Raw genomic sequence first — 19,810 nt, 5'->3', positions numbered from 1 at the left:
TAACAGGACTGAATTCGCATGACCGACAACAACATCGCACTGAAGAAGGCCGGCTTAAAAGTCACGCTTCCGCGACTCAAAATCCTGGAAGTACTGCAAAATCCGGAATGCCATCACGTCAGTGCGGAAGATTTGTACAAAAAACTGATTGATATGGGCGAAGAGATCGGGCTGGCAACGGTTTATCGCGTACTGAACCAGTTTGACGATGCGGGCATTGTGACACGTCACAATTTCGAAGGCGGCAAGTCCGTGTTCGAGCTGACCCAACAGCATCACCACGATCACCTGATTTGCCTGGACTGCGGCAAAGTGATCGAATTCAGCGACGAATCCATCGAAGTTCGCCAGCGTGATATCGCCAAGCAGCACGGCATCAAGCTCACCAACCACAGCCTGTACCTGTACGGCCACTGCGAAACCGGTGACTGTCGTGAAGACGAAACGCTGCACGACAAGAAATAAGCCTGACCGGCTATGAAAAACCGCCTCACACCGAGGCGGTTTTTTTATGCCCGCCGTGCAACGGGCAAAAAAATCCCCGGACAAGCCGGGGAAAATCATGTCATGAAATATCACAATTGCAGCGGCACTGCGACTCCACGTACTACTCTCACTTCAACGTCCGCCCCGCGCCGACACGCGCGAAGGCAGATGCATTCCCCCTTCGTTATACGGCCTGCCGCCGGGGCAGCAGGCCGTTGCACTGGGCTTAAACCTTCTCGGCACGGCTGTAGCGTTTACCGTCCGGGCTGACCGAACGCACCTGAACGTCACCGGAAACCGCCGGTTTGGCCTTGGCGTCATAGCGCTGCCACTGCTTGCCGCCGTCGGTGGAATACTCGATGCCCAATCCCGGCAGCGCGATATTCGCCTCCAGCTTGCCGCCCGCTACGCGCGCGCCCGGCACCGGCAGACGGTAAGCGACGCCGCCTTTGTCCAGCTTGGCCAGTTCACGCTGGCCCAGAATATTGGCGAAGCGCAGCCAGTCTTTCTCCAGCGCCTTGGTATCGACAAAGTGGGTTTCCCCGCCTTTGTATTCGCGGCCGGCGCGATAGTCCTGCTCCCAACCGGCGCGGTACCAGGCGCGTTCCGCCACCGACAGCGCGCGTGGGAAGATCATGTATTCCATCTGCGGATCGGTGCGCTGGGTTTCGCTCCACAGCTGAGCGGACAGCCCGTAGGCGCCCGGCCACGGCTTGTCGCTCTTGGCGCTGAAGGGGTTGCCGTCGCGGTCGACCGAGGTTTCCGCGTTCTGCGGCATGTTGTCCGGCGCGAAGCTGAACACCTTGCGCTCGTCGCTGAAGCGGGTGCCCCAGTAGTAACCTCGCTCGTCCGGGTTCACCTCATAAGGGAAGTCCATATAGACGTAGTCCGGGTTGGAAACCACCACTTCATACCCTTTGTTGGCCCAGTCGTTGACGCTATCGAAACCGCCCCAGTACAGGGTATCCCAGAAGTTGACGCCCACGCGCGAGGTGGCGAACGCCTTCGCGCTCTCGGCGTCTTTCAGGCCGTCCTGCCAGGCCTGCATTCTGTCGATGCCGTGCGCCTTCACCAGCTTGCTGACCTCTTGGCCGAAGTAGCTCGGCAGGTGCTCCATGTCGGCCACCTTGCCTTCTTTGATCATCGTCTGGCACACCTGCGACTTGGCCCACGGCTTGTCTTCGTTGCTCTGATCGATGATGCCTTTGCCCGGTTCCGGTTTCGCCTTGTCGGTGTAGCCGGCGCCCAGGCGAATGTTTTTCGCTTCGTCGCCGCCGAAGTGCCAGGTCTTGATCGGCTGGCCGGCTTCTTTATGCATCTGGGCGATCTCGCCGATCACCTTGTCGACAAAGCGCTGGGAAGAGTCCAGGCACGGGTTCAGGTAGCTCTGGCGGTTAAAGAACTGCACGGAGGTGGTGTTGGAGGTATCGGTCGGATCCACCAGGCGGAATTCGTTGGCCTCCTGCTCTTTCCCGGCGGCATGCAGCTTTTTATAGCGCGCTTCCATCGAGACCACCGCGGCGCGGGCGTGCGCCGGCATGTCGATCTCCGGGATCACTTCAATCTGGCGCGCCTGGGCGTATTTGATGATGTCGATATAGTCCTGACGGCTGAAGAAGCCGCCGTAGACGTCCGGCCCCTGGCCGTACTGCGGCAGCAGGCAGGTGGTTTCGCTCAGATCGTGGCAGCGCTGGCCGCCGACGTCCGTCAGCTCAGGCAAACCGGGGATCTCGATGCGCCAGCCTTCGTCATCGCTCAGGTGGAAGTGGAATTTGTTGAGCTTGTAGGCCGCCATCTGATCCAGCAGGCGCAGCACCGCGTCCTTCTTATGGAAGTTGCGCGCCACGTCGAGGAAAATGCCGCGATACTCGAAGCGCGGCGCATCGCTGGCGTCCAGCGTGGCGATCTTGCCGCTGCCGTCGCTCGGCACTAACGACAGGATCGACTGCAGCCCGTAGAACACCCCGGCCTGATCGAAACCGATCACTCGCGCCTCTTTCTTGCCGATTTTCAACTCATAGGCGCCTGACACCGCCATCGCGCCTTTAAACTTGCCCGGCTGAATGTCGGTCTTGATCGGATAGCCGTTGGCCTGAACCGGCACGCCCAGCAGCGCAAAGCGCTGGTTGACGGCGTCCGCCGCCGGCTTGACCAGCGTGCTCAGATCCGGTGCCACGCCGTTACGCAGATCGGCGTCCTGCGCGTGTACTTTCACCTGCATCGGCGTCGGCACGATCTGGCCGCGCAGCGCGCCGGCAGGCAGCGTCTGCAGATCGGCATTGCTGACAAAGCGCGAAGCCGGCGTCATCAGAATGTTTTTGTCGTCCTTGGTGCGCTTCCACTGGTCGCCGGTGAACGGCGCCACGAACTGATCCAGATTTTCGGTATCGGTATTCGCCAGCATTTTCGGCTTGGCGTCGCCGGACGTGGCATACCAGCGCGGCAGGAAGTCGTTTCTGAACAGCTGCCAGTATTCGGCCACCACTGGAATTTCCACCGCCTTACCGGCCGGGAAACCGCTGAATTTGGCGGTCGGCTCCAGCTTGTACAGATCGCCGGTGAGGTGAGCTATCTTGAACTGATCGTTGTCCACCCGCAGGGTCTGGCGCGGGCTGTGGAAATAGATGACCCAGTCTTTGCCGTCGATTGCCTGGCCGTCGTTGCTGAGGGTGAACAACACCCGGTTGCAAGAAGCCCAGTCGGCGCCCAGCGCCGCGCAATCCACGCCGTTTTCGCCGGCGCGGTTATCCAGCATTTTTACGTTCAGCTTCAGCTGACTCAGTTGATCCACCAGTTGTTGATCGGCCATGGCGTTTCCCATGCCGCCCAGGAATCCCATCGTTGCCGTCAAAGCGGCTAATGCGCTCAGTTTGAATGCGTTCATGTTCTTGTCCTTCTTAATTATTGTTATCGCGAATTTCTTGCCACAGCTTGCCGCACTTGGCGTCGTAAGCCTGACCATTGCCGCTGTGAACCGCCATAATGCAGTTCTGATAATCCATCACCCGCACCGTTTCCTGCGCGGCGAACTGCTGGTGCTGCTTCTCTTGCTTCAGCACGTTCAGCACCGCCTTGCAGGGCTGCAGACGCTCCGGCGAACCTTCGGCGGTGTTGATGCAGGCGCTGTAAGCCTGCTTCAATTTGGCGTCTTCCGGCGGCGCGGCGGGTTGCGCACAGGCGCTCAAGGCCGCGGCGGCCGCCAACATCAGCATGATTTTTTTCATCGTTGAATTCCCTTAACTGCCCCCGGCGGCGAGGCCGGGGAACGCATCAGAAGATGGTGAATGGCGCGATGACCATGAACTTGACGTCTTTCTCGTCCTGGAAGATGTTGCCGTAACCGCCGCCCCAGCTCGGGATGTTGGTGTGGTTGTCATACTGGGTGTAGTGCAGCTTGATCAGCGTGCCCTTGGCGCGCCCTTCCTGGATGGTGTACATCGCGTCCAGGCTCCAGGCGCTCTCTTTCAGGCGCTGGGTCTGATCGTAGATCGGGTTGGTGCTCGGCTTGGCGTCCCAGGCGTAAACGTAGGAGCCGCCGACCGCCATGCCCGGCAGGTTCCAGTTACTGAGGTCATACATCACGCCGGCGTACACCGCTTTCTCGCCGTTGGCGTTAAAGTCGGAGCGGTTATCCCACCACACGTCCAAGCGGCCGTTGGACGAGGCGTAGGTTGGGGTCATGCGCTGCAGGAAGAAGCCCTGGTTGCCTTCCGCCTTGACCATGGTGCCTTCCAGACGCCAGTTGAACTGCCCGGTGGTGTAACCGAAGGTCAGCGCCTGCAGCCAGGCCAGGCCGTCGTAGATGCTGTTCGGATCGTTCTTGTCGCTGATGCGGTCTTCCGCACCGTAGAACTGGTAACTGGTGGTCAGCGGGTTGCCCAGCAGATCGAATTTGTAAGACGCTTTAGAGAAGTATTGATTCACGTATCCCTGCGCCTGGCCGAAGGCGGCTTCCAGCACCAGATCGTTTTTGAAATCGTACTTGGCGCCCAGCGAGTGCAGGTAGGAGACGCGGGTTTTCCTGTCGTTCTGGCGGAAGTCGTCCACCTCGATATGCCACGGTGCCTTGTATTTGTCGGCCCACATGTAGGAGAAGCTCAACGCGCCGGCATCGCCGTAGTCGAACTTGGCGCCGGCTTCGGCCCCCTGATAGGTGCCCGGCATAAAGCTCCAGTGTGGCGCCAGCAGGGTTTGGCCGCTCGGCTGAATATAGCCGGCGCGCGCCCAGACCGGGCCGTATTTGAATTTGGCGGCGGCTTTGTACAGGCTGATGCCGCCCTTGTCACCGGAATAGTCTTCGTCGTAGGTCCGGTTTTTCGAGGAAAACGCGATCTCGTTCGGGTGGCCGCTGGCGCTGGATTCCGCCAGCTCGATGGCGGTGAAGGCACCGACGTCCAGACCGAACATATCCCAGGCGTAGCCCGAAGCGAAATCCAGGCTCAGGTTGGCGGTGGAGTGCGACAGGTTGGTGGTATATTGGTTGTAATCCTTGCTGTCCGGATTGAGATCTTTACGGTCGCGCTCACGTTGCCAGTAATAGATGCCGCCGGTCAGCGTGGAATCATCGATAAACCCTGCGGCTTTCGCCTCAGGCGCCATGGCAAACCCTGTTCCCAACAGCGCGCCCGCGACTGCGAGCGCCAGCGTTTTACGCTGAGCACCGTGCGTACCCATATTGAAATTCCTCTTTGACTTAACTTAAAAGTTGCAGCCGCCTGTGTTCACCACTGCCCTGCACGACTGCCAATAAAAAACCCGAACGGGTAAAAAATATTGCCGACGAGATGTTATTCCCACAGCACTAATTGCTACAGACAGACTATTTTTCGCGACGCGAATTATCAAATGAAAAATGCGGGAGATTTGTCAAAGTATGACAAGGAGCACATATCAGTGAGATTTTGTTACGCCGGTGATCATGGAAGGTGTCGAATAAAAAATTCAATTAAATCAGAATAAATTGAGATACAGGGTCAACCAGAGACGATTAATGGTTTCAGCCTGACTAAATCCGTCAGTCAGACAATAAAAACTGAGAGCGCTCTCTAAATGAAATTAATTCGCATCACGAATATATAAGAAAAAATGAAGACTAATAGGACCAATATAAGAGAACTAATGGGTTAATCCGTCGCTATTAATTAAACGCATCCCGGATAAAATGAGAGAGGAATAGATCGCGAGCTGAGCGCAGGCATAAAAAAGCGCGGCTTAAAGCCGCGCTGATTCATTAATTTTCGAGGTGAATAAGATTAGCCTTCGATTTTCGCCCAGGTGTCACGCAGGCCGACGGTGCGGTTAAACACCAGATGCTCGGCCGACGAGTGACGGCTGTCGGCGCAGAAGTAACCTTCACGCTCGAACTGATAGGCTTTCTCCGGCTGTGCGGCCGCCAGGCTCGGCTCAACGAAGCCGTGCTTGATGACCAGCGATTCCGGGTTGATGGTGGAGAGGAAATCCTCCGCCGCGCCCGGATTAGGCACGCTGAACAGGCGATCGTACAGGCGAATTTCCGCCGGCAGCGCGTGCGCCGCGGACACCCAGTGGATCACGCCCTTCACCTTGCGGCCGTCGGCAGGATCTTTGCTCAACGTTTCCGCATCGTAGCTGCAGAAGATGGTGACGATCTCGCCCGCTTCGTCCTTCTCGACGCGCTCGGCCTTGATCACGTACGCATTGCGCAGACGCACTTCCTTGCCCAGAACCAAGCGCTTGTACTGCTTGTTGGCTTCTTCGCGGAAGTCGGCGCGATCGATATAGATCTCGCGGCTGAACGGCACGTCGCGGCTGCCCATTTCCGGCTTGTTCGGGTGGTTAGGCATGGTGACCATTTCCACCGCATCGCCCATGTTCTCGATGACGATTTTCACCGGATCCAGCACCGCCATGGCGCGCGGCGCGTTCTCGTTCAGATCGTCGCGGATGCAGGATTCCAGCGCCACCATCTCGACGTTGTTGTCTTGCTTGGTCACGCCGATGCGCAGGCAGAACTCGCGAATCGAGGCGGCGGTATAACCACGGCGGCGCAGACCGGAGACGGTTGGCATCCGCGGGTCGTCCCAGCCTTCAACGATCTTCTCGGCCACCAGCTGGTGCAGCTTGCGCTTCGACATGATGGCGTATTCGAGGTTGAGGCGCGAAAACTCGTACTGACGCGGGTGGCAAGGAATGGTGATGTTATCCAACACCCAGTCATACAGACGGCGGTTATCCTGGAATTCCAGGGTACACAGCGAATGGGTGATCCCTTCCAGCGCATCGGAAATGCAGTGGGTGAAATCGTACATCGGGTAGATGCACCATTTATTGCCGGTCTGGTGGTGTTCGGCGAACTTGATGCGGTACAGCACCGGATCGCGCATCACGATAAACGGCGAAGCCATATCGATCTTGGCGCGCAGGCAGGCGGCGCCTTCGGCGAATTCGCCGTTGCGCATCTTCTCGAACAGCGCCAGGTTCTCTTCCACGCTGCGGCCGCGGTACGGGCTGTCTTTGCCCGGCGCAGTCAGGGTGCCGCGGTATTCGCGGATCTGCTCCGGCGACAGCTCATCGACGTAGGCCAGCCCTTTGGTGATCAGCTCAACCGCATACTGGTGCAGCTGATCGAAATAGTCTGAGGAGTAACGAACGTTGCCGCTCCACTCAAAGCCCAGCCACTCCACGTCGTGCTTGATTGACTCGACGAACTCGATGTCTTCTTTCACCGGGTTGGTGTCATCGAAACGCAGGTTGCACTGGCCCTGATAGTCCTTGGCGATGCCGAAGTTCAGGCAGATGGACTTGGCGTGGCCGATATGCAGATAGCCGTTAGGCTCCGGCGGGAAGCGGGTATGTACCGACGTGTGTTTCCCCGACGCCAGATCTTCATCGACGATCTGACGGATAAAATTGGTTGGGCGGGCTTCAGCCTCACTCATTTCACTGTTCCTCAATGCAAAGCGCTACACATAACCGCCTATGATCCAACAAGCCACGTCTGGAAACAACCGTTTGTTGCACGAAAAATGCGGCGCGTTGCCCCCTCGGCGCGCAGCGCACCGCCGTGGGGCGAAACGAAATAAAAAAAGCGGGAAGAGATCGCTCTCTTCCCGCCAAATCGGGGCAAACTCCGCCATGATGCGTGGCCGGCCCCCGGTACTACTCAGGTAAAAACGGACTTACTTTTGGATCTCGTACAGCTTGGTCTGACCGGCGACCACCGAGCCGCTGGCCAGCGCCGCCAGGCCGGCGTAGTCGTCAGAGTTGCTGACCACCACCGGGCTTATCATCGAACGCGCGTTGGCGTTGAGATAATCCAGATCCAGTTCCAGAATCGGTTGACCGGCTTTCACTTCCGCGCCCTCTTCCACCAGGCGTTTGAAGCCCTGGCCTTCCAGCGCGACGGTGTCGATCCCCATGTGCACCACGATCTCGGCGCCCTTGTCAGTTTCCAGGCAGAACGCGTGGTTGGTATTGAAGATTTTCACCACGGTGCCGTCCGCCGGCGCCACGACGATGTTGTCGGTCGGGCGAATCGCCAGGCCGTCGCCTACCGCCTTGCTGGCGAAAGCTTCGTCCGGCACCTGATCGAGCGCCACGACTTCGCCGGTCACCGGCGCCACCAGCGTTTCAAACGCGGCTTTCGGCGCGTTCGGCACCGCCTGCGGTTTGGCTTCCGCGGCAGGGGCCGCCGCCGGGGCCGCCGCTGCCGCTACCGGGCCAGCTGCAATCACGTTGCGCATTGCGCTGGCGATAAGTTCAGCACGGGTGCCGACGATCACTTGCACGCTCTGCTTGTTCAGGCGGATAACGCCGGATGCGCCGAGGCGTTTCGCCAAGGCGTCGTTCACCAGCGCGGAGTCTTTCACGTTCAGACGCAGGCGGGTGATGCAGGCATCGATGCCGGTCAGGTTGTCGGAACCGCCGATCGCGCCGACGTAGCGACGGGCCAGCGTGGTGGTTTCGTTTTCGTCTTTACCGGCGTTGCTGTCGACGTTGACGTCATAACCGTCGGTTTCGTCACCGGCAACCGCCAGTTCGCGGCCCGGGGTCATCAGGTTGAATTTCTTGATGGTGAAGCGGAACACCACGTAGTAGATCACGAAGAACACCAGGCCCTGCGGGATCAGCATGTACCAGTGGGTCGCCAGCGGGTTGCGGGACGACAGCACCATATCCACCAGCCCGGCGCTGAAGCCGAAACCGGCGATCCAGTGCATGCTGGCGGCGATGAACACCGAGATACCGGTCAGCACGGCGTGGATCACGTACAGCACCGGCGCCACGAACATGAAGGAGAACTCCAGCGGTTCGGTGATGCCGGTAAAGAAGGCGGCGAACGCGGCCGCCAGCATGATGCCCGCCACTTTGGCTTTGTTTTCAGGACGCGCGCAGTGATAGATGGCCAGCGCTGCACCCGGCAGACCGAACATCATGATCGGGAAGAAGCCCGCCTGATAACGGCCGGTGATGCCAACAACCGCTTTACCGGCTTCGATTGACTGCTGGCCGCCGAGGAAGTTAGGAATATCGTTGATGCCGGCCACGTCGAACCAGAACACCGAGTTCAGCGCGTGGTGCAGGCCGACCGGGATCAGCAGACGGTTGAAGAAGGCGTAAATGCCGGCGCCGACCGAACCCATTTTCTGAATGTGTTCACCGAAGTTCACCAGACCGTTGAAGATCACCGGCCAGATGTACATCAGAATGAAAGCGACCAGGATCATCAGGAAGGAAATGAGGATCGGCACCAGGCGGCGGCCGCTGAAGAACGACAGCGCCTTAGGCAGCTCGACGCCGCTGAAGCGGTTGTACACTTCGGCGGAGATGATACCCACCAGAATACCGACGAACTGGTTCTGGATCTTGCCGAACGCGGCAGGCACCTGATCGAGCGGGATCTTCTGAATCATCGACACGGCGGCCGGTGAACAGAGGGTGGTCAGCACCAGGAAGCCGACGAAGCCGGTCAACGCGGCGGCGCCGTCCTTGTCTTTGGACATGCCGTAGGCCACGCCGATAGCGAACAACACCGACATGTTGTCGATGATAGCGGAGCCGGATTTAATGAAGAAAGCGGCGAGCGCGTTGTCGCCGCCCCAACCAACAGGGTCAATCCAGTACCCGACGCCCATCAAGATGGCGGCGGCGGGCAGCGTGGCGACCGGCACCATCAGCGCCCGTCCCACCTTTTGCAAATAACTAAGAATGTTCACCTTTTCCCCCTATGTTGTCCGCGGACGGACCCTATTAGTAGTTTATTTGGAGCTCTCACTACCTTTTTAGAAACAACGCATGGCACGTATCACTCATGCCGAGTGTAAAAAATTTATTTTGTATCGCAAATTAAAACCTCCCTTTTTGTGATAAATATCACCAAAAAGTAGTCTTTCCCTCCCGCATTGCTGGCCATCACACAAAACTTATTTTATCATTCAAAAAATCAACCGGACGGACGATTCACGCGAGAATCATAAAGCTGGGTTACGCTTAGGACTCCCGCAGGCCCGTACAGTATAGCTTTAGTTTACTTATCCCAAGAGGTGTTAGATGAGACTTATCCCACTGAAAGATACCGCACAAGTCGGCAAATGGGCCGCGCGTCATATCGTTCAACGCATCAACGCATTCAAGCCAACCGCAGAGCGCCCGTTTGTTCTCGGCCTGCCTACCGGCGGCACGCCGCTGGAAGCCTACAAACATCTGATTGCGATGCACAAAGCAGGTGAAGTAAGCTTTAAGCATGTTGTGACTTTCAACATGGACGAGTACGTTGGCCTGCCGCAGGAACACCCGGAAAGCTACCACACCTTCATGTACCGCAACTTCTTTGATCACGTTGATATCCCTCGTGAAAATATCAACCTGCTGAACGGCAACGCCGCGGATGTCGACGCCGAGTGCCGCCAGTACGAAGAGAAGATCAAGTCTTACGGCAAAATTAACCTGTTCATGGGCGGCGTGGGCATCGACGGCCATATCGCGTTCAACGAACCGGCTTCGTCCCTGGCTTCGCGCACCCGCATCAAAACGCTGACCGAAGACACCCGCATCGCCAACTCGCGCTTCTTCGGCGGCGACGTCAGCCTGGTGCCGAAATATGCGCTGACCGTCGGCGTGGGTACGCTGCTGGACGCCGAAGAAGTAATGATCCTGGTGACCGGCCACGCCAAGGCGCAGGCGCTGGAGGCCGCGGTGGAAGGCAACATCAACCACATGTGGACCATCAGTTGCCTGCAGCTGCACGCCAAAGCGGTGGTGGTGTGCGACGAACCGGCCACCATGGAACTGAAAGTCAAAACCGTCAAATATTTCCGCGAGTTAGAAGCGGAAAGCGTAAAAAGTCTTTAATCTTTGCAGGGGGCTACGATGTTCGCTTTAACCCACGGCCGAATCTATACCGGCCACGACGTACTTGATGACCATGCAGTCATTATCGCTGATGGGCTGATCGAGAGAGTCTGCCCGGCGGCTGAATTGCCCGCCGGCATCGAAACGCGCGACCTGGGTGGCGCCATCCTGGCCCCCGGGCTTATCGACGTGCAGCTGAACGGCTGCGGCGGCGTACAGTTCAACGATTCGCTGGAAGCGATTTCGGAAGAAACGCTGGAGATCATGCAGCACGCCAACGAGAAATCCGGCTGCACCAGCTATCTGCCGACGTTGATCACCAGCAGCGACGAATTCATGAAGCACAGCGTCGAGGTGATGCGCGCCTATCTGAAAAAGCACCAAAACCAGGCGCTGGGCCTGCACCTGGAAGGGCCTTACCTCAGCCCGGTGAAAAAAGGTACCCATAACCCGGCGTTCATTCGCAAGCCAACGCAGGACATGATCGATTACCTGTGCGCCAACGCCGACGTGATCACCAAGGTGACGCTGGCGCCGGAGATGGTTGAGCCGCACGTTATCAAGCAGCTGACCGAGGCCGGCATCGTGGTCTCCGCCGGCCACTCGAACGCCACCTACGATCAGGCGCGCACCGGCTTCGCCGCCGGCATCAGCTTCGCCACCCACCTGTACAACGCCATGCCGTATATCACCGGCCGCGAACCGGGGCTGATGGGAGCGATCTTCGACACGCCGGAGGTCTATACCGGCATCATCGCCGACGGCCATCACGTGGCCTGGGCGAGTATCCGTAACGCCAAACGCCTGAAAGGTGATAAATTGGTATTGGTCACCGACGCGACCGCACCGGCAGGTGCAGATATTGACCAATTTATTTTCGCCGGTAAAACAATATACTATCGGGATGGGCTGTGCGTGGATGAGAACGGCACCCTGAGCGGTTCCGCGCTGACCATGATCGAAGCGGTGCAAAACAGCGTCGAGCATATCGGCATCGCGCTGGACGAAGCGCTGCGCATGGCGACGCTGTACCCGGCGCGCGCCATCGGCGTCGAGCACCGTCTGGGCACCATCGAAGCCGGCAAGGTGGCTAACCTAACCGCCTTCACCCGTGATTTCAAGATCACCAAAACGCTCGTTAACGGTAACGAGGTTTAATTCAATGAACAGCGAGTAACATTATTGATGAGCACCGGCGGACAAGCACAAATAGGGAACGTTGACTTAGTCAAACAACTTAACGGCGCGGCAGTTTACCGCCTGATCGACCAGCAGGGCCCGATCTCGCGCATTCAAATTGCCGAACTCAGCCAGCTTGCCCCCGCCAGCGTCACCAAAATTACTCGCCAGCTGCTGGAGCGCGGGCTGATCAAAGAAGTCGATCAGCAAGCCTCCACCGGCGGCCGCCGCGCGATCTCCATCGTGTCGGAAACCCGTCATTTCCATACCGTCGCGGTGCGTCTCGGCCGCCACGACGCCACCATCACCCTGTATGACATGAGCGGCAAATCGCTCGGCGAAGAACACTATCCGCTGCCGGAACGCACCCAGGAAACGCTGGAGAATGCGCTGTTCGCCGCCATCGCCCAATTCATCGAAGCGAATCAGCGCCGCCTGCGCGAGCTGATCGCCATCGCGGTGATCCTGCCCGGCCTGGTGGATCCGGCGCTGGGCGTGGTGCGCTACATGCCGCACATCAGCGTCAGCAACTGGGCGCTGGTGGACAACCTGCAGCAGCGCTTCAACGTCACCAGCTTCGTCGGCCACGACATCCGCAGCCTGGCGCTGGCAGAGCACTACTTCGGTGCCACGCGCGACTGCGAAGACTCGATTCTGGTGCGCCTGCACCGCGGCACCGGCGCCGGCATCATCGTCAACGGGCAGATTTTTCTCGGCAACAACGGCAACGTCGGCGAGATCGGCCATATCCAGATCGATCCGCTCGGCGAACGCTGCCACTGCGGCAACTTCGGCTGCCTGGAAACGGTGGCCGCCAACGCGGCGATCGAACAGCGCGTGCGCCAGCTGCTGAGCCAGGGCTACCCGAGCAAACTGACGCTGGAAGACTGCGGCATCAACGCCATCTGCAAGGCCGCCAACCGCGGCGATCTGCTGGCCAGCGAAGTGATCGAACACGTCGGCCGCTATCTGGGCAAGGCGGTTGCCATCGCCATCAACCTGTTCAATCCGCAGAAGGTGGTGATCGCCGGTGAGATCACCGAAGCGGACAAAGTGCTGCTGCCGGCGATCCAGAGCTGCATCAATACCCAGGTGCTGAAGGACTTCCGCAAGAATCTGCCGGTGGTGACCTCCGAACTCAATCATCGCTCGGCGATCGGCGCTTTCGCCCTGGCCAAACGCGCGATGCTCAACGGCGTGCTCTTGCAGCGATTGCTGGAAAGCTGATCCGCCGCTTCTGGCAGGTGTGTTATCGTCACCCCTTGCCTGCCGTAATCATGAGAAACAGCGACAAATGAAAATCAAAAACGTTATATGCGATATCGACGGCGTGCTGCTGCATGACAATACGCCGGTGCCCGGCGCCGATCTGTTCCTGGCGCGCATCCAGGAACAAGGCATGCCGCTGGTGGTGCTGACCAACTACCCGTCACAGACCGCGCAGGATCTGGCGAACCGCTTCGCCGCCGCCGGGCTGGAAGTGCCGGAGAGCGCGTTCTATACCTCGGCGATGGCCACCGCCGATTTCCTGCGCCGCCAGGAAGGCAAAAAAGCCTACGTGGTCGGCGAAGGCGCGCTGATCCATGAGCTGTACAAAGCCGGTTTCACCATCACCGACATCAACCCGGATTTCGTGATCGTCGGGGAAACCCGCTCTTACAACTGGGACATGATGCACAAGGCCGCCTACTTCGTCAGTAACGGCGCGCGCTTTATCGCCACCAACCCGGATAGCCACGGCCACGGCTTCTCGCCGGCCTGCGGCGCGCTGTGCGCCCCCATCGAGAAGATCACCGGCCGCAAGCCGTTTTACGTCGGCAAGCCCAGCCCGTGGATCATTCGCGCCGCATTGAACAAAATGCAGGCGCACTCGGAAGAGACGGTGATCGTCGGCGACAACCTGCGCACCGACATTCTGGCGGGCTTCCAGGCCGGCCTGGAAACCGTGCTGGTGCTGTCCGGCGTCTCCACGCTGAGCGACATCGAAACCATGCCGTTCCGCCCGAGCTACGTCTACCCTTCCGTTGCCGATATCACTATTTTCTGATGCATTTATGGCGGCTGCCCGGCCGCCATTATTTCCCTCTTCCTGACCGCAGTTTGAATTTAATTCGTTCATGGCCGCAAAAGGTTTCAGCCTGCCCGCGCTAAAAACCCTCATTATAACTTTACGCCCCGCCAATAGCTGATATTGCCGGCAGGCGAAAATCCCTTACCCTAATTAATGAGGCTACCATGAGCACAAATAACATTATTAATGCCGCCGATGACGCAGCCATTATGCCGACTATCGCCAATAAAAAAATCCTGATGGGTTTTTGGCACAACTGGGCCGCCGGCGCCAGTGACGGCTATCAACAAGGCCAGTTCGCCAATATGAACCTGACCGACATTCCCGCCGAATATAACGTGGTGGCCGTCGCCTTTATGAAAGGCCAGGGAATCCCGACCTTCAAGCCTTACAACCTGTCCGACGCCGAGTTCCGCCGCCAGGTGGGCGTGCTGAACAGCCAGGGCCGCGCGGTGCTGATCTCCCTCGGCGGCGCAGACGCGCACATCGAACTGAAAACCGGCGACGAAGACCGGCTGAAAGACGAGATTATTCGCCTGGTGGAAGTCTACGGCTTCGACGGCCTGGATATCGATCTGGAACAGGCGGCGATCGGCGCCGCCAATAATAAAACCGTCTTGCCTGCGGCGCTGAAAAAAGTAAAAGACCATTACGCCGCGCAGGGGAAAAACTTTATTATCAGCATGGCGCCGGAATTCCCATATTTACGCACCAACGGCACCTACCTGGATTATATCAACGCCCTCGAAGGCTATTATGACTTTATCGCGCCGCAATATTATAACCAGGGTGGCGACGGTATTTGGGTGGATGAACTCAATGCCTGGATCACGCAAAATAACGACGCCATGAAAGAGGACTTCCTCTACTACCTGACGGAAAGCCTGGTCACCGGCACCCGCGGCTATGCAAAGATCCCTGCAGCAAAATTCGTCATCGGTCTGCCGAGCAACAACGATGCCGCCGCCACCGGCTACGTGATCGACAAACAGGCGGTGTATAACGCCTTCTCGCGTCTCGACGCCAAAAACCTGTCGATCAAGGGCCTGATGACCTGGTCAATCAACTGGGACAACGGCAAGAGCAAAGCCGGCGTGGCCTACAGCTGGGAGTTCAAAACCCGCTACGCGCCGCTGATTCAGGGCGGAGTCACCCCGCCGCCGGGAAAGCCTAATGCGCCGACGGCGCTGACGGTCTCCGAGTTGGGCGCCACCTCGCTGAAGCTGAGCTGGGCCGCCGCCACCGGTGCCTTACCGATCGCCAGTTACACCGTTTACCGCAACGGCAACCCGATCGGCCAGACTGCCGGCCTGTCGTTGGCCGACAACGGCCTGGCTCCGGCCACCCAGTACAGCTACTTCGTTACCGCAACCGACAGCCAGGGCAATACCTCGCTGCCGAGCAGCGCGCTGGCGGTCAAAACCGCCAACGACGGCACGCCGCCCGATCCGAGCGCGCCCGAGTGGCAGAACAACCACAGCTACCAAGCCGGCGACGTGGTGAGTTATAAAGGCAAGAAATACACCTGTATTCAGGCGCACACCTCCAACGCCGGCTGGACGCCGGACGCCGCCTTCACCCTGTGGCAGCTCATCGCCTAATCGCTAATCGATTGCCGGTCAAACCGGCCGGCAATCCCGTCATTACGCTAAAAATTGCATAATCGCTAATTTTCCCCGCCGATAACTGAAAATCCGTCAAAAACTGCGCCCACGCAAACAACTATTTCTCAGCGTATGGCTAAAACGCTTGCATCTCATGCAGCTTTAGGCGCATTTTCATAACCACAGCGCAGCAAAACCGCGTTATCGCTGATGAATCGGCAATGCTGCCCATAACAGTAAAAAACAACATCACAGTCATAAAAGCCCGTTAGGAGAGTTGTATGTGTTCTATTTTCGGTGTGCTCGATCTGAAGTCCGATCCCGTTGAACTGCGTAAGAAAGCGCTGGAGCTGTCGCGCCTGATGCGCCACCGCGGCCCGGATTGGTCCGGCGTTTACGCCAGCGACAAAGCCATTTTGGCCCACGAACGCCTGTCGATCGTCGACGTCAACAACGGCGCTCAACCGCTGTACAACGCTGCGCACACCCACGTTTTGGCGGTCAACGGCGAAATTTACAACCACCAGGCGCTGCGCCAACAGCTGAGCGACCGCTACGCGTTCCAGACCGGTTCCGACTGTGAAGTGATCCTGGCGCTGTATCAGGAGAAAGGCCCGGACTTCCTCGACGACCTGCAAGGCATGTTCGCCTTCGCCCTGTACGACACCGAAAAAGACGCCTACCTGATCGGCCGCGATCACCTGGGCATCATCCCGCTGTACATGGGCCACGACGAGCACGGCAACCTGTACGTCGCCTCGGAAATGAAAGCGCTGGTGCCGGTATGCCGCACCATCAAGGAATTCCCAGCCGGCAGTTACCTGTGGAGCCAGGACGGTGAGATCCGCGAATACTATCGCCGCGACTGGTTCGATTACGACAGCGTCAAAGACAACGTGACCGACGCCACCGCCCTGCGCACCGCGCTGGAAGAGTCGGTGAAAAGCCACCTGATGTCCGACGTGCCTTACGGCGTGCTGCTGTCGGGCGGGCTGGATTCCTCGGTCATCTCGGCGATCACCAAGAAGTACGCCGCGCGCCGCGTGGAAGATCAGGAACGCAGCGAAGCCTGGTGGCCGCAGCTGCACTCCTTCGCCGTCGGCCTGGAAGGCTCGCCGGATCTGCGCGCCGCGCAGGAGGTGGCCAACCATCTGGGCACCGTGCACCATGAAATCCACTTCACCGTGCAGGAAGGCCTGGACGCCATCCGCGACGTGATTTACCACATCGAAACCTACGACGTCACCACCATCCGCGCCTCGACGCCGATGTACCTGATGTCGCGTAAAATCAAGGCGATGGGCATCAAGATGGTGCTCTCCGGCGAAGGCGCGGACGAAGTGTTCGGCGGCTACCTCTACTTCCATAAGGCGCCGGACGCCCGCGAATTCCACGAAGAGACCGTGCGCAAGCTGCTGGCGCTGCATATGTTCGATTGCGCGCGCGCCAACAAGGCGATGTCCGCCTGGGGCGTCGAAGCCCGCGTGCCGTTCCTGGACAAGAAATTCCTCGACGTGGCGATGCGCATCAACCCGAAAGATAAAATGTGCGGCAACGGCAAAATGGAAAAACACATCGTCCGCGAATGTTTCGAGTCCTATTTGCCGGCCAGCGTGGCCTGGCGCCAGAAAGAGCAGTTCTCCGACGGCGTCGGCTACAGCTGGATCGACACGCTAAAAGAGGTCGCTGCGCAGCAAATCAGCGATCAACAGCTCGAAACCGCGCGTTTCCGCTTCCCGTACAACACGCCGACTTCGAAAGAAGGCTACCTGTACCGCGAAATCTTCGAGGAGCTGTTCCCGCTGCCGAGCGCCGCCGAATGCGTGCCGGGCGGCCCGTCCGTCGCCTGCTCGTCCGCCAAGGCCATCGAATGGGACGAATCGTTCAAGAAGATGGACGATCCTTCCGGCCGCGCCGTCGGCGTACACCAGGCCGCCTATAAATAATCGCGCGGCGCTTTCCCTCAGGGCGGGCCTTTTGGCCCGCCTTTTTGTTGCCTTTTTCCCCCGCCAACTGCCTGAATTGCCGATTTTATCGCCATAATGTTCACAACCCAGACAAACGGCGCTTCCGGGCACTTTTTCGGGAAAAAACTTGTTGACGCAAATCGGTCATATACGCATAATGCGCCCCGCAACGCCGATGAAGGCAAAGCAAAAAAAGAGGGCTACGTAGCTCAGCTGGTTAGAGCACATCACTCATAATGATGGGGTCACAGGTTCGAATCCCGTCGTAGCCACCATCTCTTTTTTGCATTTGCGGGAGTGGCGAAATTGGTAGACGCACCAGATTTAGGTTCTGGCGCCGCAAGGTGTGCGAGTTCAAGTCTCGCCTCCCGCACCATTTCTCTTCATCGTCGGCGCAGTATGTTGATGGGGTATCGCCAAGCGGTAAGGCACCGGTTTTTGATACCGGCATTCCCTGGTTCGAATCCAGGTACCCCAGCCATATTCTTTCGGGAATGGGGTTTCAACATAAGATTTGTTTGCAGGTGGGGTATCGCCAAGCGGTAAGGCACCGGTTTTTGATACCGGCATTCCCTGGTTCGAATCCAGGTACCCCAGCCATAACAAACTGCTTGCAAATCAAAGAAGTAAAAAGTACCATCGGCTACGTAGCTCAGCTGGTTAGAGCACATCACTCATAATGATGGGGTCACAGGTTCAAATCCCGTCGTAGCCACCATAATTGGGGTGTCGCCAAGCGGTAAGGCTCTGGTTTCTGATACCAGCATACCCAGGTTCGAATCCTGGCACCCCAGCCATATTTAGAAAAGCCCGCTTCGGCGGGCTTTTTGCTTTTCGGCGCTCGGCCAATCCTAACGAGCCCAGCCGCAGCCGAGCCCTGTCGGTTACAATCCCAACGCGTACTTCAACGCATGCTCTTTCAGCTTGCCCGCCCGCTGCGCAGCCATCAGCGCCAGATTGCGCGCCACGTTCAGCGGCGCCAGGTTATTGCTGAAAGCGGTATAGAACAGATCCATGCCGCTCTGCATCAGCAGATTGTCGGTACGGCGGCGGCGCTGATAGCGCAGCAGTACCGCCTCGCTGCTCCAGTCCTCTCCCTGCTCCCGCGCATCACTTAATACGTTCAGCAAGGCATCCACGTCGCGATACCCCAGATTGACGCCCTGCCCGGCCAGCGGGTTGATGGTATGCGCAGCATCACCCAACAGCGCCAGCCCCGGCAGCACGTAGCGCTGCGCATGACGCCGCGTCAGCGGGAACGAACCGGCGGCGTGCACCTTGACCGGGCCCAGTCGCGCCGGGAAAGCGGCGGCGATCTCGCGCTCCAACTGCGCCGGCGGCATCGCCTGCAGTTGGCGAATGCGTTGCGGGCTGTCATACCACACCAGCGACGCCCAGCTGTCGTACAGCGGCAGGAAGGCACGCGGCCCGGATGGGAAGAAGCGCTGCCAGGTCACATCCTGCTGCGGCGCGCCGGTATCGACGGTGATCAACATGCACGCCTGACGATACTGCCAGCCGTTGGTGCCGATCGCCGCCAGCTTGCGCACCTGCGAGTTGGCGCCGTCGGCGCCGACAACCATGCGCGTCTGCAGCGTCTCACCGCCGTCCAGCGTCAGCTGCCAGGCATTGTCCGCCCGCTGCAGCGATTGCAGCCTGGCGGGGCACAGCAGCGTCAAATTGGCGCACTGCGCGAACTGCTGCCACAGCGCCAGCTGCAGAATGCGGTTTTCCACCATAAAGCCCAGTTCCGGCAGCCCCAGGGACACCGCGTCGAACGCCACGCGCGACGACGCCCACTCCCAGGTCTCCAGCCGGCGATACGGCGCCGTGCGCATCGCCGTCACGGCCTGCCAGGCGCCGAGCTGTTTCAGTAGCCCCACCGAGGTACAGCCGATAGCGGAAATGCGCAGATCCGGCGGGCTTTGCGCCTCGAACGCCTGCGGCGCCTGATGTTCCAGCAACGCCACCGACCAGCCCGCCTGCGCCAGCCCCAGAGCCGCCGCCGCGCCGACCATGCCGCCGCCGACCACCACCGCGTCATACCGATTTTGAGATGTCTTCATATTGGCTATGTTTTCTGTGTGAATGCTCGCCATCCCACCCGGTATGGCGTTTTGCGCAGTGTACCGGATTTTCGCTCCGGCTTCAGGTTGCGTGCCATTTTCCCCCGC

Annotated in this window: 13 protein-coding genes and 6 tRNA genes; 13 read left to right on the top strand and 6 right to left on the bottom strand. The window is 58.9% G+C overall.

Going from position 1 to position 19,810, the window contains the following annotated elements; all coding sequences use genetic code 11:
- The first annotated feature begins 18 nt into the window (after positions 1-18).
- The gene (fur, locus tag ACK3CV_RS06505) at positions 19-465 is read left to right on the top strand and encodes a ferric iron uptake transcriptional regulator (protein ID WP_019454058.1); all 447 of its coding nucleotides are present in this window, start codon (positions 19-21) and stop codon (positions 463-465) included.
- Positions 466-712: 247 nt separating this feature from the next.
- Here fur and ACK3CV_RS06500 read toward each other — a convergent pair whose 3' ends face one another.
- The 5 genes from ACK3CV_RS06500 to nagE all read right to left on the bottom strand — a co-directional run bounded on the left by ACK3CV_RS06500 (position 713) and on the right by nagE (position 9,680).
- Complete coding sequence (locus ACK3CV_RS06500) at positions 713-3,370, bottom strand: beta-N-acetylhexosaminidase (protein ID WP_164141131.1); 2,658 nt, start codon at positions 3,368-3,370, stop codon at positions 713-715.
- A gap of 13 nt (positions 3,371-3,383) precedes the next feature.
- Positions 3,384-3,710, bottom strand: coding sequence for a ChiQ/YbfN family lipoprotein (gene chiQ / locus ACK3CV_RS06495; RefSeq protein ID WP_004939944.1), 327 nt, complete (start codon positions 3,708-3,710; stop codon positions 3,384-3,386).
- 46 nt (positions 3,711-3,756) lie between these two features.
- The gene (gene chiP / locus ACK3CV_RS06490) at positions 3,757-5,160 is read right to left on the bottom strand and encodes a chitoporin ChiP (RefSeq protein ID WP_086579484.1); all 1,404 of its coding nucleotides are present in this window, start codon (positions 5,158-5,160) and stop codon (positions 3,757-3,759) included.
- Positions 5,161-5,738: 578 nt separating this feature from the next.
- Positions 5,739-7,403 carry a glutamine--tRNA ligase gene (gene glnS, locus ACK3CV_RS06485; RefSeq protein WP_164038709.1) on the bottom strand — a complete coding sequence of 555 codons (1,665 nt, stop codon included), beginning with the start codon at positions 7,401-7,403 and terminating at the stop codon, positions 5,739-5,741.
- Positions 7,404-7,643: 240 nt separating this feature from the next.
- On the bottom strand, positions 7,644-9,680 hold the full coding sequence (nagE, locus tag ACK3CV_RS06480; protein WP_047568893.1) for an N-acetylglucosamine-specific PTS transporter subunit IIBC: 2,037 nt from the start codon (positions 9,678-9,680) through the stop codon (positions 7,644-7,646).
- Between the two features lie 334 nt (positions 9,681-10,014).
- On the opposite strand from nagE, the gene nagB reads away from it, so the two are divergent.
- From nagB to ACK3CV_RS06420, 12 genes are all read left to right on the top strand, one after another.
- Positions 10,015-10,815: a glucosamine-6-phosphate deaminase gene (gene nagB / locus ACK3CV_RS06475; protein ID WP_004939952.1), complete on the top strand. Its 801-nt coding sequence runs from the start codon at positions 10,015-10,017 to the stop codon at positions 10,813-10,815.
- Between the two features lie 18 nt (positions 10,816-10,833).
- Complete coding sequence (gene nagA, locus ACK3CV_RS06470) at positions 10,834-11,973, top strand: N-acetylglucosamine-6-phosphate deacetylase (protein ID WP_033637449.1); 1,140 nt, start codon at positions 10,834-10,836, stop codon at positions 11,971-11,973.
- Between the two features lie 27 nt (positions 11,974-12,000).
- Positions 12,001-13,221: a DNA-binding transcriptional regulator NagC gene (nagC, locus tag ACK3CV_RS06465; RefSeq protein ID WP_033637448.1), complete on the top strand. Its 1,221-nt coding sequence runs from the start codon at positions 12,001-12,003 to the stop codon at positions 13,219-13,221.
- A gap of 67 nt (positions 13,222-13,288) precedes the next feature.
- Positions 13,289-14,041, top strand: coding sequence for an HAD-IIA family hydrolase (locus ACK3CV_RS06460; protein ID WP_004939957.1), 753 nt, complete (start codon positions 13,289-13,291; stop codon positions 14,039-14,041).
- Positions 14,042-14,229: 188 nt separating this feature from the next.
- Complete coding sequence (gene chiC, locus ACK3CV_RS06455; protein WP_033637447.1) at positions 14,230-15,666, top strand: chitinase ChiC; 1,437 nt, start codon at positions 14,230-14,232, stop codon at positions 15,664-15,666.
- A 284-nt stretch (positions 15,667-15,950) separates the two neighbouring features.
- On the top strand, positions 15,951-17,615 hold the full coding sequence (gene asnB / locus ACK3CV_RS06450; protein ID WP_033637446.1) for an asparagine synthase B: 1,665 nt from the start codon (positions 15,951-15,953) through the stop codon (positions 17,613-17,615).
- A gap of 219 nt (positions 17,616-17,834) precedes the next feature.
- Positions 17,835-17,911: transfer RNA gene (locus ACK3CV_RS06445), tRNA-Met, on the top strand.
- Positions 17,912-17,927: 16 nt separating this feature from the next.
- Positions 17,928-18,012: transfer RNA gene (locus ACK3CV_RS06440), tRNA-Leu, on the top strand.
- Positions 18,013-18,042: 30 nt separating this feature from the next.
- A tRNA-Gln gene (locus tag ACK3CV_RS06435) sits at positions 18,043-18,117 on the top strand.
- A gap of 44 nt (positions 18,118-18,161) precedes the next feature.
- Positions 18,162-18,236: transfer RNA gene (locus tag ACK3CV_RS06430), tRNA-Gln, on the top strand.
- A gap of 41 nt (positions 18,237-18,277) precedes the next feature.
- Positions 18,278-18,354, top strand: a tRNA-Met gene (locus tag ACK3CV_RS06425).
- Positions 18,355-18,358: 4 nt separating this feature from the next.
- Positions 18,359-18,433: transfer RNA gene (locus tag ACK3CV_RS06420), tRNA-Gln, on the top strand.
- A gap of 87 nt (positions 18,434-18,520) precedes the next feature.
- Here the strand turns inward: ACK3CV_RS06420 and ubiF are convergent.
- On the bottom strand, positions 18,521-19,702 hold the full coding sequence (gene ubiF / locus ACK3CV_RS06415; RefSeq protein ID WP_041033865.1) for a 3-demethoxyubiquinol 3-hydroxylase: 1,182 nt from the start codon (positions 19,700-19,702) through the stop codon (positions 18,521-18,523).
- Positions 19,703-19,810 lie beyond the last annotated feature (108 nt).

It is taken from the genome of Serratia sp. TSO36, assembly GCF_057808395.1.
The sequence above is the reverse complement of the archived record's forward strand: the minus strand, read 5'-3'. Positions and strand labels throughout refer to the sequence as shown.

Coding starts and splice junctions, on each gene's coding strand:
- fur (WP_019454058.1), top strand. CDS start 19: ATGACCGACAACAACATCGCACTGAAGAAGGCCGGCTTAAAAGTCACG.
- ACK3CV_RS06500 (WP_164141131.1), bottom strand. CDS start 3,370: ATGAACGCATTCAAACTGAGCGCATTAGCCGCTTTGACGGCAACGATG.
- chiQ (WP_004939944.1), bottom strand. CDS start 3,710: ATGAAAAAAATCATGCTGATGTTGGCGGCCGCCGCGGCCTTGAGCGCC.
- chiP (WP_086579484.1), bottom strand. CDS start 5,160: ATGGGTACGCACGGTGCTCAGCGTAAAACGCTGGCGCTCGCAGTCGCG.
- glnS (WP_164038709.1), bottom strand. CDS start 7,403: ATGAGTGAGGCTGAAGCCCGCCCAACCAATTTTATCCGTCAGATCGTC.
- nagB (WP_004939952.1), top strand. CDS start 10,015: ATGAGACTTATCCCACTGAAAGATACCGCACAAGTCGGCAAATGGGCC.
- nagA (WP_033637449.1), top strand. CDS start 10,834: ATGTTCGCTTTAACCCACGGCCGAATCTATACCGGCCACGACGTACTT.
- nagC (WP_033637448.1), top strand. CDS start 12,001: ATGAGCACCGGCGGACAAGCACAAATAGGGAACGTTGACTTAGTCAAA.
- ACK3CV_RS06460 (WP_004939957.1), top strand. CDS start 13,289: ATGAAAATCAAAAACGTTATATGCGATATCGACGGCGTGCTGCTGCAT.
- chiC (WP_033637447.1), top strand. CDS start 14,230: ATGAGCACAAATAACATTATTAATGCCGCCGATGACGCAGCCATTATG.
- asnB (WP_033637446.1), top strand. CDS start 15,951: ATGTGTTCTATTTTCGGTGTGCTCGATCTGAAGTCCGATCCCGTTGAA.
- ubiF (WP_041033865.1), bottom strand. CDS start 19,702: ATGAAGACATCTCAAAATCGGTATGACGCGGTGGTGGTCGGCGGCGGC.